Here is a 13,579-nt window from a genome sequence, read left to right as displayed (position 1 = left end):
GTGACCGACACCCTCGCCATCGGTACGGCTCGAATCGAGCGGGAACGGGTGCCGGGCCACGGCCGGGAACGTGTCGGCCCGGGCGGCGACCCGGTCGCGCCGGGCAGCCCGGAGCCCGGCCGGCGGCCGTCCGCCGAAGCCGGCGTGGTGCTGGACTGCGGCTGGGGCCGGCTGGTCTTCGGACAGACCTTCACCGAGCAGGTTGATGTCGCCGACGTGCTGCGCTCCGAGGCGGTTGGTGCCCGGGACATCTGCATCTACCTGCGCGACCCGCACGTGCTGGTCTCCCGCCTCCCGGACGAGCTGTTCATCGACCCGTCGCTGACCTACCGGTTGCCGCTCGGCGAGCGCCGGCCGGCCGCCACCGAGGCCGGCGAGGTCCCCGGCCTGGCCATCCGCCCGCTGTCCGACGCCGCCGACGCGGACGCGGTGAACCGGATCTACGCCCGCAACGGGATGGTCACCGCGCCGGCCGACGTGCTGGTCGACAACGCCGGCAGCGACCGGTTCCTGCACCTGGTCGCCGAGGACGCCACCGGCAAGGTGGTCGGCACCATCACCGGGGTGGACCACGTCGCCGTCTTCGCCGACCCGGGCAACGGCGCCAGCCTGTGGTGCCTGACCGTGGACTTCAACATCGCGCCGCCCGGCACGGGCCAGGCACTGCTCACCGCGCTGGCCGACCGGCTCGACGCGCGGGGCCGCGCGTACGTGGACCTGTCGGTGCTGGCCGAGAACACCGGCGCGATCCGGCTGTACGAGCGGCTGGGCTTCCACCGCACCACGACGCTGTGCGTGAAGCGGAAGAACCCGATCAACGAGCGACTCTTCCTTCCCGCCACCCCGCCCGGGTACGACGAGCTCAACCCGTACGCGAGGATCGTCGCCGACGAGGCGATGCGGCGCGGCATCCGGGTGGAGGTCACCGATCCGGACTGGGGTGAGCTGCGGCTCACCAACGGCGGCCGGATCATCCACACCCGGGAGTCGCTGTCGGAGCTGACCTCGGCGGTGGCGATGAGCCGCTGCGACGACAAGCGGGTGACCCGGCGGATCCTCACCGAGGCGGGGCTCTGCGTGCCGCGCGGCCGGACCGCCACCGGTGACGGCGACGACCTGGCCTTCCTGGCCGACGTCGGCGCTGTGGTGGTCAAGCCGGCCCGGGGCGAGCAGGGCAACGGCATCACCGTCGGGGTGCGTACGCCCGAGCGACTGGCCGCGGCGGTCGAACTGGCCCGCCGGTTCTGCCCGGACGTGCTGATCGAGGAGCTGTGCGCGGGCGAGGACCTGCGGGTGGTCGTCATCGACCACGAGGTGGTGGCCGCGGCCGTCCGCCGGCCCGCCCAGATCACCGGGGACGGGGTGCACGACGTCACCGAGCTGGTCGAACGGCAGAGCCGACGCCGGGCCGCCGCCACCGGGGGCGAGTCGCGGATCCCGGTCGACGGCCTGACCCGCGAGGTGGTGGCCGAGGCCGGTTACCAGATGCACGACGTGCTCCCGGAGGGGCAGGTGCTCGCCGTACGGCGGACCGCCAACCTGCACACCGGCGGCACGATCCACGACATGACCGCCGAGCTGCACCCGGTGATCGCCGAGGCGTGCGTGACGGCCAGCCGGGCGCTGAACATCCCGGTCACCGGGCTGGACCTGCTGGTCGGATCCCCCGACCGGTCGGAGCACGTGTTCGTCGAGGCGAACGAGCGGCCGGGCCTGGCCAACCACGAACCGCAGCCGACCGCCGAGCGCTTCGTCGACCTGCTCTTCCCCGGCACCCGCGCGCCGCAGCGGCTCTGGAGCCCGGCCGGGCCGGGAGGCGCCACGTGAGCCCGAGGCCGCTGGAGATCGACCTGGAATACCTCCGCCAGGTGCTGGTGGAGCTGCTCGAGATCGCCAGCCCGTCGGGGCGTACCGACCACGTGCAGCAGTACGTCGGCGAGCGGCTCTCCGCGTTGGGCGTCTCCTCCACGCTGACCCGGCGCGGCGCGCTCAGCGCCTGCCTGCCCGGCCCGCGGCAGACCGGCGCCGACCGGGCGATCGTGGTGCACACCGACACCATCGGCGGGATGGTTAAGCGGCTCAAGGACAACGGCCGGCTGGAGCTGAAACCGATCGGTACGCACAGCGCCCGGTTCGCCGAGGGCGCCCACGTACGGATCTTCACCGACGACCTGGACCGAGTGATCACCGGTCAGGTGCTGCCGCTGAAGGCCAGCGGCCACCGCTACAACGAGGCCGTCGACTCGCAGGGCATCGGCTGGGAGCAGGTCGAGGTACGGATCGACGAGCCGGTCCACGACATCGCCGGTCTGCGCGCGCTCGGCATCGACGCGGGCGACTTCGTCGCGCTGCTGCCGAATCCGGTGGTCACCCCCGCCGGGTACGTCAAGTCCCGGCACCTGGACGACAAGGCCGGGGTGGCCGCGGTGCTGACCGCCTTCAAGGCGCTGGTCGACGCCGGGGTGGCCCCCGCGGTCACCGCGCACCTGCTCGTCACCGTCACCGAGGAGATCGGCCACGGGGCCAGCCACGGCCTCGATCCGGACGTCGCCGAGATCGTCTCGGTGGACGCCGCGGTGGTCGCCCCCGGGCAGCAGTCCCGGGAGGACGCGGCCACCCTGGCGATGGGCGACGGGGTGGGCCCGTTCGACTACCACCTGACCCGCAACCTGGCGTCGATCGCCCGGGAACACGGGGTCGACCTGGTCCGGGACGTCTTCGACCACTACCGCTCGGACGTGGCGGCGGCGGTCGAGGCCGGGGCGCACGCCCGGGTGGCGCTGCTCGGCTTCGGCGTCGACGCCACCCACGGGCACGAGCGCACCCACCTCGACGGCCTGCGCCACCTCACCCAGTTGCTCTGCCTCTACCTGCAGAGCCCGCTGGTCTTCCCCGAGTGGGACGCCGAGCCGGAGGGCGACCTGGCCGACTTCCCGTCGCTGGCCGTCCAGCCGGCCTCCGAGGAGGGCCCCCGCGAGGGCCCGATCGGCCTGGACTGAGCGGGAAGCGGGAAGCGGGCCCGACGGAACCTGTGATCCAAATCCGTTGCCGGGGTCACGCAGGACTGGATAGCGTGGCGGTACACGGGAAAGGAGGTGGTCCAGCTTTGTATAGCAATCGGACTCGTGAGGTGGCTGTCCGCTAGCCGCTGTCCTCGACAGTAATCCCGTCCGCCGCGAGGCGGGCACAGGCACCATCGTCGAGACCGTGTGGCAGCGGTGCGGCGAATCCATGACAGCCACCCGACCCCCGGGGTGCCGGCCCAGTCCAGCCGGCCCGCGCGCGAGCGCGGAAGCCCCGGGGGTCGCTTCATGTCAGCAGCAGGAGGAGCCGGGTCCATGCGCGAGCTGGTGGTGCTCGGGACGGCCAGCCAGGCCCCGACCCGACAGCGCAACCACAACGGCTACCTGCTGCGCTGGGACGACGAGGTGCTCCTCTTCGACCCGGGCGAGGGTAGCCAGCGGCAGATGCTGCACACCGGGATCTCCGCCACCGACCTGACCCGGATCTGCGTCACCCACTTCCACGGCGACCACTGCCTCGGCCTGCCCGGCGTGATCCAGCGGCTCTCGCTCGACCGGGTGCCGCACCCGGTGGCCGTGCACTTTCCCGCCGGTGGCGCGGACTACTTCGCCCGGCTGCGCCACGCGTCGAGCTTCTACGAGACCGCCGAGCTGGCCGTCGAGCCGGTCGGGGCCGACGGGCAGCGGTTCACCCTGGGCATCGGCACGCTGGAGGCCCGCTGGCTGCGCCACCCGATCGAGACGTACGGCTACCGGCTCGTCGAGCCGGACGGCTGCCGGGCGCTGCCGGAGAAGCTGGCCGCGTACGGTATCGCCGGGCCCGCGGTCGGCGAGCTGCTCCGCGTCGGGCACCTGGACCTGGACGGACGCCGCGTCACCCGGGACGAGGTGAGCGTGACCCGCCCGGGGCAGCGGTTCGCGTTCGTGATGGACACCGGGCTCTGCGACGGGGTGTGGGCCCTGGCCGAGCACGCGGACATGCTGGTCATCGAGTCGACGTTCCTGGAGCCGGAGGCCGCGCTCGCCGCCGAGGTCGGCCACCTCACCGCCGCGCAGGCCGCGCGGGTGGCGGCCGAGTCCGGGGTACGCACGCTCGTGCTCACCCACTTCTCCCAGCGGTACGCCGACCCACGCCGCTTCGCCGACGAGGCCCGGCAGCACTTCACCGGTGAGCTGGTGATCGCCGAGGACCTGATGACCGTCCCCGTACCGCCCCGGCGGGTAGCCTCGACCCGGTGACCGTCACGCTGCGCCCCGCCACCGAGGCCGACCTGATGGCGGTCGGCGCCCTGCACCAGCGGTCCCGGGTGGCGGCGTACGGTTCGTTTCTGCCGCTGGAGGCGCTGGCCGAGCCGACGCCGGAGGCCATGGGCCGGTACTGGGTGGAACGGTGGGCCTGGGAACGCGACGACCACCGGATGACGGTGGCCGACCGGGACGGGCGCGTCGTCGGCTTCAGCTACCTGGGCCCGGACGACGCGGGCGACCCGGCGACCGGGCTGCTCAACGCGATCCATCTGGAGCCGGGCGAGCGGGGTCGAGGCACCGGGCGGGCGCTGATGATCGACTCGCTGGCGGCAATGCGCTCACGCGGGTGGGCGCACGCGGCCCTCTGGGTGCTCCGGGACAATGCACCGGCCCGGCACTTCTACGAGCGTGGCGGTTGGTCCGCCACCGGCGAGCAGCGGGACGAACACATCAGCACGGCACTCGTCCCCCAGCTGCGGTACGCCCGCGAGGTGTGAGGGCCCGCCCCGTCACGCACCCGCGCCGTTCGCTCTCAGCGGATCGGGGCATGAGCGTCAGCGCCGGCGCGTTGGCAGCAGCATGGACACCGAGCACACCGAGCGGGCGGAGGATGCCGCGCTCGACGCGTACTCCCGGGTGGTGACCGGCGTGGCCGCTCGGGTGCTGCCCAGCGTGGCCGCACTGTCAGTGCGGACCGCGCGCGGCGCGGGCGCCGGCTCCGCCGTGGTGATCGGCCCGGACGGGCTGCTGCTCACCAGCGCGCACGTGGTGCAGGGCGCCCGGGACGGCTCGGCCGCCTTCGGCGACGGCGTCGAGACCCGGTTCCGGGTGGTCGGTGCCGACCCACTGTCGGACCTGGCCGTGCTGCGAGCGGATGAGACGACCGTGCCGCCGGTGGAGCTGGGCGACGCGGACCGTCTGCGGATCGGCCAACTCGTGGTCGCCGTCGGCAACCCGCTGGGGCTGGCCGGCTCGGTCACCGCCGGGGTGGTCTCCGGGCTGGGCCGGTCGCTGCCGGCCCGCGACGGCCGGATCACCCGGCTGATCGAGGACGTCATCCAGACCGACGCGGCGCTTAACCCCGGCAACTCGGGCGGCGCGCTCGCCGACTCGGCCGGCCGGGTGGTCGGGGTGAACACGGCGGTCGCCGGGTACGGCCTCGGACTGGCCGTACCGGTGAACGCCACCACCCGGCAGATCATCGCCGACCTGACCGCCGACGGCCGGGTCCGGCGGGCCTGGCTGGGGGTCGCGGGCGTGCCGATGCCGCTGCCGCCGGAGGTCGTCGCCCGGACCGGTCAGCGACGCGGGTTGCGGGTGGTGGAGGTGATCCCGGACAGCCCGGCCGGGGTGGCCGGGATCTACCTGGGCGACGTGATTCTCTCCGCCGGCGGCCGGCCGGTGCAGGACGGCCAGGGGCTGCAACGGCTGATGCTCGGCCCGGCCATCGGCACCCGGCTACCCGTCACCGTGCTGCGCCGGGGCGCCCTCGTCGACGTGATCGCCGTCCCCACCGAACTGGGCCGCTGACGCGGTGCGGGCCGCTCCCCGACGGGAGCGGCCCGCACCCGGTGGTTTCAGCGGGCGCCGAGGTGGGCGAGCAGGTCCTGCCGGGTCAGCACGCCCTTGGGCTTGCCGTCGACCAGCACCAGCGCGGCGTCGGCCTTCTCCAGGAGCGTGACGGCCTCGCTGACCGGCTGCCCGCCGCCGACCATCGGCAGCGGCTCGGCCATGTGCCGCTCGATGGTGTCGTGCAGGTGGGCCTGCCCGGTGAAGAGCGCGTCGAGCAGGTCCTTCTCGGCGATCGAGCCGGCCACCTCACCGGTCACCACCGGCGGCTCGGCCTTGAGCACCGGCAGCTGGGAGACGCCGTACTCGCGCATGTAGTCGATGGCGTCGCGGACCGTCTCGGTGGGGTGGACGTGCACCAGCTCGGGCAGGCCGCCCGGCTTGCTGGCGAGCGCGTCGGCCACGGTCGGCTCGGCACCGGAGTTGTCCAGGAAGCCGTACCGGGCCATCCACTTGTCGTTGAAGATCTTCGACAGGTAGCCCCGGCCGCCGTCCGGCAGCAGCACCACGATCACGTCGTCTGGTTTGGCCCTGCGGGCCACCTCCAGGGCGCCGACCACGGCCATGCCGCACGAGCCGCCGACCAGCAGCCCCTCCTCGCGAGCCAGCCGCCGGGTCATCTCGAAGGACTGCTTGTCCGACACCTCGACGATCTCGTCCGCGACCGTCCGGTCGTACGTCTCCGGCCAGAAGTCCTCGCCGACGCCCTCGACCAGGTACGGCCGGCCGGTGCCGCCCGAGTAGACCGAGCCCTCCGGGTCCGCGCCGACGACCCTGACCCGCCCGTCGGACGCCTCCTTCAGGTAGCGGCCGATGCCGGAGATGGTGCCGCCGGTGCCGACGCCCGCGACGAAGTGGGTGATCCGCCCCTCGGTCTGCTTCCACAGCTCCGGGCCAGTGGCTTCGTAGTGCGAGCGGGGGTTGGCCGGGTTGCTGTACTGGTCGGGCTTCCAGGCGCCGGGGATCTCCCGGGCCAGCCGGTCGGAGACGTTGTAGTAGGAACGCGGGTCCTCCGGCGCGACCGCGGTCGGGCAGACCACCACCTCGGCGCCGTACGCGCGCAGCACGTCCTGCTTGTCCTGGCTGACCTTGTCCGGGCAGACGAAGACGCACTTGTAGCCCTTGAGCTGGGCCACCAGGGCCAGCCCGATGCCGGTGTTGCCGCTGGTCGGCTCGACGATGGTGCCGCCGGGCTTGAGGATCCCCGCCCGCTCGGCGTCCTCCACCATCCGCAGCGCGATGCGGTCCTTCACCGAACCGCCCGGGTTGACGTACTCCACCTTCGCCAGCACGGTCGCCTGGATGCCCTCGGTGACGTTGCGCAGGCGTACCAGCGGGGTGTTGCCGATCAGCTCGACGACGTTGTCGTAGTACTGCACCTCGTTGTGCCCTTCGTTGCGGCACCGGCGCCGGCGGCCGGGCGGACGTTCGTTGTCGCCCAGGGTACGTGCCGTCAGGGCACCACATGGCCCGGGATGAACGAGCTGCGACGCGCCTCCCACTCCAGGAACCGCTCGGTCTCGGCGAGCACACTGCCGGCCAGCCAGCTGACCATCACCGCGTCGTCGGCCAGGCCGAGGAGCCCCAGCGGGAACTCCGGGATCAGGTCGATCGGCGAGACGATGTACGCCGTGGCCGCGGTCATCAGGGCCAGCCGAAGGCCGCCGTCGTACTGGCCCTTCGCGGTGGCCCGGATCATCCGCGGCAGTGCCGCCAGCCGCGCGCCCAGCGATGGACCGCCCCGCGCCCCCGCCATCAGCGCCCGGGCCAGCGCGGCGAAGGCCGCGCTCCGCTTCAACGTCTTTGCCATCCTCTTCGCCCCTTTCCGCCCACCAGCATGCGGCCTCGGCGCAAGTGCGCCACCTGTCGGAACAGGTACCCGGAACCGTCGATTCCCAGCCGAGCAATCTCGGAAGAGCGGGGTGTCGGTGCGGCGCGATAATGTCGGTTCATGGGGGACGCTGGCTCCGTCGTACCCGCCGGCTGGCGGGACCTCCGGCGGATCGCCCGCCTGGCGGCGATCGGCACGGGCGCCACCGTGGCGGCCACCGCCGCGACCGGCGGCCTGCTGCTCGGCCAGGCCCGGCAGGCCAGGCGCATCATCCCGATGGCCGAGGCGCCCCCGCCGCGCTGCGACGGAGTGTACGGCGCGAAGCTCCCCGGCCCGCCGGTCACCATGGTGATCCTCGGCGACTCCTCGGCCGCCGGCTACGGCGTGCACCGCCGCCGCGAGACGCCGGGCGCACTGCTGGCCACCGGGCTGACCCGCCGGCTGCACCGGCCGGTGCGAGTGCACCGGTTCGCCGTGGTGGGCGCCCTGTCGGCGGGGCTGAGGCCGCAGGTCGAGTCGGCCCTGGAGGTCGATCCGGACATCGCGGCCATCCTGATTGGCGGCAACGACGTCACCAACCGCACGTCGCCGCCCGTGGCCGTGCGCTACCTTGTCGACGCGGTGCGTAAGCTGCGCGCCGCGGGGTGCGAGGTGGTCGTCGGCACCTGCCCCGACCTGGGCGCGATCCGGCCGATCCAGCCACCGCTGCGCTGGCTGGCCCGCCGGTGGAGCCGCCAGCTCGCCGCCGCCCAGACGGTGGCCGTGGTCGAGGCGGGCGGCTGGACGGTCTCCCTCGGTGACCTGCTCGGTCCCCGGTTCGCCGCGGAGCCGGCCCGGATGTTCGCCTGGGACCGGTTCCACCCGTCCGCCGAGGGGTACGCGGTCGCCGCGGCGGCGCTGCTGCCCACCTTGCTCTCCGCGCTCGGCGCCGGCCAGGAACGCCGCCCTTCGCGTGCCGCCCAGGGCGTACGGTCGCTCCCCGAGGCGGCTCACGAGGCGGCCCGGCACGCCGGCACCGAGGTCAGCGGCATCCAGGTCCGGGGCCGCGACGGCGGGCCCGGCGGACGCTGGGCACAGCTTCGGCGGCGTGCCTTCTTCGGTGTCGGCGCGGTGCCGCAGCCCGGTTCCACCGAGTCTCCGACCCTTGAGGGGCTGGCGTGAGCGGGGCGGTGGGGGCATCATCAGCAGGCACAACGCGGGTCACGCTCACGTCGGCGCCATTCGGCGAGCCTCGGCGGCAGCGGTCGGCGCCGCGAGCGGACCGGCCCGCGCCGCCGGAACTGGGGAGGTGCCATCATGACGCAGCGTAATGAGCTTGTGGCCCGGCTGGGCCGCGCCGCGGCCCTGTCCCTGGTGGCCGGCACGGTGGGCGGGGCGGCGATCCTCGCCGGCCAGGCCATCGCCGCCCGCAGCCGCCAGTACGCCCAGCCCGAGCTGGGCCTCGCGCTGCGCGCCACGGTCGGCCGGGCCGACGCCCCGCCGCTGCGGCTGGTGCTGCTCGGCGACTCCTCGGCGCTCGGCGTCGGCGTGGACCGCTTCGAGGAGACCGTCGGCGGCCAGCTGGCCCAGCTGCTCGCCGAGGGGCGTACCGGCCGGCGGGTGCAGCTGTCCAGCGTGGGGGTGTCGGGCTCCCGCGCCACCGACCTGGCCACCCAGGTGGCTCGCGCCCTGCTCGGCGAGCGGCCCGACGTGGCGGTGATCCTGATCGGGGCCAACGACGCCACCGCGCTGGCCCGGCCGGCGGACGCCGCGGCGTACCTCGGGTCGGCGGTGCACCGGCTGCGCGAGGCGCACGTCGAGGTGGTCGTGGGCACCTGCCCCGACCTCGGCGCGGTGCGCGCGGTCGCGTCCCCGCTGCGGCACCTGCTCGCCTGGTCGGGGCGACGGATCGCCCGGGCCCAGACCTCGGCCGTGCTGCACGCCGGCGCCAGCGTCGTCGACCTGGCCGCCGAGACCGGCCCGGTCTTCCGGGCGGACGCGGGGACGCTCTGCCACGACGGCTACCACCCCTCCGCCGACGGCTACCGGGTCTGGGCGCACGCCCTGCTGCCGGCGGTCGAGGCGGCGGCGACGGCCGCGGCCCGGCACCACTGAGCCCGGCGACGGCCGCGGCCCGGCACCACCGAGCCCGGCGCTGGGCGTGACATTTCCCGCCCGGCGGCCAGCTTCCGTCACAAGTTACCCGCGAGTTAGCGTTGGCCCATGCCGATTGAGTCGCCCCGCGACGCCGTCATCGTCGCCACCGCCCGGTCCCCCATCGGTCGCGCGGTCAAGGGTTCCCTCCGGGACGTCCGCCCGGACGACCTCACCGCCGCCATCGTCCGGGCCGCCCTCGACAAGGTGCCCGCGCTCGACCCGACCACGATCGACGATCTCTACCTGGGCTGCGGGCTGCCCGGCGGCGAGCAGGGCTTCAACCTGGCCCGGGTGGTCGCCATCCTGCTGGGCCTGGACGGCCTGCCCGGCGCCACGCTGACCCGATACTGCGCCTCGTCGCTGCAGACCACCCGGATGGCCATGCACGCGATCCGGGCGGGCGAGGGCGACGTGTTCATCTCCGCCGGCGTCGAGACCGTCTCCCGGTACGCCCGGGGCAACTCCGACGCCCTGCCGCCCGAGGCGCAGGCGCTGGTCGGCGGCGGCTGGGAGAACGCCCGCTTCGCGGTGGCCCGCGAGCGCTCCGCGACCCGCGCGCAGGGCGGCGCCGAGGTGTGGACCGACCCGCGCGAGGCCGGCCAACTCCCCGACATCTACCTCGCCATGGGCCAGACCGCGGAGAACCTCGCCCAGGTCTACGACATCACCCGCGAGGACATGGACGCCTTCGGCGTGCGCAGCCAAAACCTGGCCGAGAAGGCGATCGCCAACGGCTTCTGGGCCCGCGAGATCACCCCGGTGACCACGCCGGACGGCACCGTGGTCAGCGCGGACGACGGGCCGCGCCCGGGGGTGACCATGGCGGGCGTCGCCACCCTGAAGCCGGTGTTCCGCCCGGACGGCCGGATCACCGCCGGCAACTGCTGCCCGCTCAACGACGGCGCCGCCGCCGTGATCGTGATGAGCGCCCAGCGGGCGAAGGATCTCGGCCTCACCCCGCTGGCCCGGATCGTCTCCACCGGCGTCACCGCGCTGTCCCCGGAGATCATGGGGCTCGGCCCGGTCGAGGCGTCGAAGCAGGCGCTCGAGCGGGCCGGCATGACCATCGACGACGTCGACCTGGTCGAGATCAACGAGGCGTTCGCCGCGCAGGTGATCCCGTCGTACCGGCAGCTCGGCATCCCCGAGGAGAAGCTGAACGTGATGGGTGGCGCGATCGCCGTCGGGCACCCGTTCGGCATGACCGGCGCCCGGATCACCGGCACCCTGCTCAACGCCCTGGAGTGGCACGACAAGACCATCGGCCTGGAGACCATGTGCGTCGGCGGCGGCCAGGGCATGGCGATGGTACTCGAACGGCTGAGCTGAGCCGGTCCCACGCCAGCCGGGCTCGGGCTTGTCGCCCTACAGCACGGAGCGGGTCTTGGCGACCGCGGCGGCGGCCTCGGCCAGCACCGACTCCGGTGGGCCGGCCGCCACCAGGTCGGCGGCGACCACCCGGAGCTGGTCGGGCAGCACCAGGTCGCTGCCGAGCCGGGGTACGTCCCGGCGCGGCTCGCCCTCCGCGTCCGCCGCCAGGTTGGCGATCTCCTGCACCAGCTTGTGCACCAGGTCGGCCCGGGAGACGTTGCCGCCCTCGGCCGATGCCGACCAGCGCGGCTGCTGCCAGTGCCCGACCTGGCGGACCAGTAGCTCCACCGCCCGGTCCAGTTCCGCTGCGCCCATCGCGGCCGAGTCTACGACGGCTCCAGGTCGCGGCGCGGCGACAGACGCGCCGAGCTGAAGTTGTCGACGACGGCTCCAGGTCGCGGCGCGGCGGCAGACGCGCCGAGCTGGAGTTGTCGTACGGTCACCGTCGGACGTAGCTGAGCAGGCGGAGGATCTGCCAGTACAGGAAGATCAAGCCGACCAGCAGTCCGAACGCGCAGTACCAGGCGTACCGGCGGGGCAGGCCGGCCCGGGCCGACCGTTCGACCAGGTCGAAGTCGAGGATGAAGCTGAACGCGCCGGCGACGATCGCCACCACCGAGAAGAGGTACGGCAGCCAGCCCACCCGCGCGGCCAGGCCGTAGACCACCACTCCCTGCCGCCCGGTGATCAGGTAGGTGACCAGGTTGACCAGGCTGAGCACCAGGATCCCGAGCAGCGTGCCCGCGACCAGCCGGACCATCCGCGGGGTGGCTCGGACCAGCCGGGCCCGGTAGAGCAGCGCCATGCCGAGGAAGACGCCGAAGGTACCGATCACCGCCTGCACCACGATGCCCGGGTACACCAGCTCGAAGGCCCGGCTGGCAACCCCGAGCAGCAGCCCCTGGAGCACCGCGTACCCGACGATCAGGGGCGGGTTGGTGACCTGTCTGAAGGAGATGAACAGCAGCAGCGCCAGGCTGGCCAGGGAACTTCCGGCCAACGCCGCCGGGATCCACACCGCCTGTGGCACGAGCACCCAGGCGGCTGCCGCGGTGGCGCCGGTGAGCAGCAGCAGGCCGACCGTGCGGCTGACCACGTCGGTCACGGTCATCGTGTCGGCGGCACCCAGGCCGAGTACCTGATGCTCGGTCCGGCCAACGTCGTCCAGTCGGGTCAGCACCGGGTTGGTACTTCGCACCGCGACCTCCTCGCCGACGTATCCGGCTTCCACTCTGCCCGGGGCGGATGCGCGGCGGCGAAGAAACGACGACGCCCGCCGCCGCGGTCGCGGCAGGCGGGCGTCGCAGGTCGAGCGGCGGTCAGTCGTCGCCTTGGAGGTAGCTGAGCAGGCGCAGCACCTCCAGGTAGAGCCAGACCAGGCCGACCACGATGCCGAAGGCTGCGGTCCAGGCGTACCGCTGCGGGAGGCCCATCCGGACGCCCTCTTCGATGTTCGCGAAGTTGAGCACGAAGCTCAGCGAGGCCACCACGATGCAGACCAGGCTGAAGACGATGGCCAGCCCGCTGCCGTCGCGCAGGTGGGTGTTGACGCCGAAGAGCGAGAGCACCAGGTTGATCATCATGGTGGCGAAGAGGCCACCCATGATCGCGATCATGATCTTGGTGAACTTCGGGGTGGCCCGGATGACGCGTGCCTTGTAGAGCATCGTCATCACGAAGAAGACGCCGAAGGTCCCCACCACGGCCTGCAGCACGATGCCGTCGTAGAAGGACTCGAACGTCTTGCTCACCGCACCGACGAAGACCCCCTCGATGACGGAGTACGCCACCACCAGGGCCGGGTTCGCCATCCGGGAGAACGAGATGATCAGGCCGAGGACCAGGCCGACCACCGCGCCGCCGAGCCAGGCCGCCCCGAGCAGCTGGTCCGGGACGAGGACCCAGGTGGCCGCCGCGGCGCCGCCGAGGATCGCCAGCATGGTGACCGTCTTGACGACGACGTCGTCCAGGGTCATCGGGGCCGCGGTGGCCGGGGTCACCGGGGTGTCGTAACCGGTCGCGTACTGCTGCTGCGGGTACGGCTGGTACTGCTGCGGGTATCCGGGCTGACCGTACGGCCCGGGCTGGGCGTACCCGGCCGTCCGCTCACGTTCGGCGTGGCCGAACCGGGACAGCACCGGGTTCGTGGTCTTCACTTTCAGGCCTCCCTCGGGGGGTCGATGCACGTGAACGTGCAACTCCAGGGTAGACGGGACGCGCACCCCGTGTCCGGGGTGAAGCTGTGGGAAAGCTGAGAGTCTGGTGCCCGGGGCGGGGCTCGAACCCGCACGCCTCGCGGCAGCCGCTTTTAAGGCGGCCGTGTCTGCCGTTCCACCACCCGGGCGGGTGACACCGGCGCGGCGAAACGCGGCGGTGCAGGTCTCACCGTAACCGTTGCGGG

General features: G+C 73.3%; 13 protein-coding genes and 1 tRNA gene. 8 read left to right on the top strand and 6 right to left on the bottom strand.

Annotated features, from left to right (window positions below; all coding sequences use genetic code 11):
• The 5 genes from ngg (at position 1) to ACNAW0_RS01245 (ending at position 5,801) form a co-directional block, all read left to right on the top strand.
• On the top strand, positions 1-1,827 hold the full coding sequence (gene ngg / locus ACNAW0_RS01265; RefSeq protein WP_416285767.1) for an N-acetylglutaminylglutamine synthetase: 1,827 nt from the start codon (positions 1-3) through the stop codon (positions 1,825-1,827).
• Entirely contained in the window at positions 1,824-2,999 is a 1,176-nt protein-coding gene (locus ACNAW0_RS01260; protein ID WP_416285766.1) for an osmoprotectant NAGGN system M42 family peptidase, read from the top strand. The genes ngg and ACNAW0_RS01260 overlap by 4 nt, the downstream gene beginning before the upstream one ends.
• 339 nt (positions 3,000-3,338) lie before the next feature.
• Entirely contained in the window at positions 3,339-4,262 is a 924-nt protein-coding gene (locus ACNAW0_RS01255) for a ribonuclease Z (protein ID WP_416285765.1), read from the top strand.
• Positions 4,259-4,768 (top strand): GNAT family N-acetyltransferase, encoded by a 510-nt coding sequence (locus ACNAW0_RS01250; protein ID WP_416285764.1) that lies wholly within the window; start codon positions 4,259-4,261, stop codon positions 4,766-4,768. The genes ACNAW0_RS01255 and ACNAW0_RS01250 overlap by 4 nt, the downstream gene beginning before the upstream one ends.
• A gap of 82 nt (positions 4,769-4,850) precedes the next feature.
• Positions 4,851-5,801 (top strand): S1C family serine protease, encoded by a 951-nt coding sequence (locus ACNAW0_RS01245; RefSeq protein WP_416285763.1) that lies wholly within the window; start codon positions 4,851-4,853, stop codon positions 5,799-5,801.
• 47 nt (positions 5,802-5,848) lie between these two features.
• Here the strand turns inward: ACNAW0_RS01245 and ACNAW0_RS01240 are convergent, their stop codons facing one another.
• Positions 5,849-7,219, bottom strand: coding sequence for a cystathionine beta-synthase (locus tag ACNAW0_RS01240; RefSeq protein ID WP_416285762.1), 1,371 nt, complete (start codon positions 7,217-7,219; stop codon positions 5,849-5,851).
• A gap of 74 nt (positions 7,220-7,293) precedes the next feature.
• Complete coding sequence (locus tag ACNAW0_RS01235; protein ID WP_416285761.1) at positions 7,294-7,650, bottom strand: YkvA family protein; 357 nt, start codon at positions 7,648-7,650, stop codon at positions 7,294-7,296.
• A 141-nt stretch (positions 7,651-7,791) separates the two neighbouring features.
• Here ACNAW0_RS01235 and ACNAW0_RS01230 point away from each other — a divergent pair, with 141 nt between their 5' ends.
• The 3 genes from ACNAW0_RS01230 (at position 7,792) to ACNAW0_RS01220 (ending at position 11,136) form a co-directional block, all read left to right on the top strand.
• Positions 7,792-8,832, top strand: coding sequence for an SGNH/GDSL hydrolase family protein (locus ACNAW0_RS01230; RefSeq protein ID WP_416285760.1), 1,041 nt, complete (start codon positions 7,792-7,794; stop codon positions 8,830-8,832).
• 135 nt (positions 8,833-8,967) lie between these two features.
• A complete protein-coding gene (locus tag ACNAW0_RS01225) occupies positions 8,968-9,765 on the top strand; it encodes an SGNH/GDSL hydrolase family protein (RefSeq protein WP_416285759.1) in 798 nt (265 codons plus the stop codon).
• 108 nt (positions 9,766-9,873) lie between these two features.
• Positions 9,874-11,136, top strand: coding sequence for an acetyl-CoA C-acetyltransferase (locus ACNAW0_RS01220; RefSeq protein ID WP_416285758.1), 1,263 nt, complete (start codon positions 9,874-9,876; stop codon positions 11,134-11,136).
• A gap of 36 nt (positions 11,137-11,172) precedes the next feature.
• Here ACNAW0_RS01220 and ACNAW0_RS01215 read toward each other — a convergent pair whose 3' ends face one another.
• The 4 genes from ACNAW0_RS01215 to ACNAW0_RS01200 all read right to left on the bottom strand — a co-directional run bounded on the left by ACNAW0_RS01215 (position 11,173) and on the right by ACNAW0_RS01200 (position 13,522).
• Positions 11,173-11,493, bottom strand: coding sequence for a hypothetical protein (locus ACNAW0_RS01215; protein WP_416285757.1), 321 nt, complete (start codon positions 11,491-11,493; stop codon positions 11,173-11,175).
• A 124-nt stretch (positions 11,494-11,617) separates the two neighbouring features.
• Entirely contained in the window at positions 11,618-12,376 is a 759-nt protein-coding gene (locus tag ACNAW0_RS01210) for a Bax inhibitor-1/YccA family membrane protein (RefSeq protein WP_416285756.1), read from the bottom strand.
• Between the two features lie 121 nt (positions 12,377-12,497).
• Complete coding sequence (locus ACNAW0_RS01205) at positions 12,498-13,334, bottom strand: Bax inhibitor-1/YccA family membrane protein (protein WP_416285755.1); 837 nt, start codon at positions 13,332-13,334, stop codon at positions 12,498-12,500.
• 104 nt (positions 13,335-13,438) lie between these two features.
• Positions 13,439-13,522: transfer RNA gene (locus tag ACNAW0_RS01200), tRNA-Leu, on the bottom strand.
• Positions 13,523-13,579 lie beyond the last annotated feature (57 nt).

The organism is Micromonospora sp. SL1-18 (assembly GCF_047921505.1).
In the GTDB taxonomy this organism is placed as follows: Bacteria; Actinomycetota; Actinomycetes; order Mycobacteriales; family Micromonosporaceae; genus Micromonospora.
This window is presented reverse-complemented; position numbering and strand designations above follow the sequence as displayed.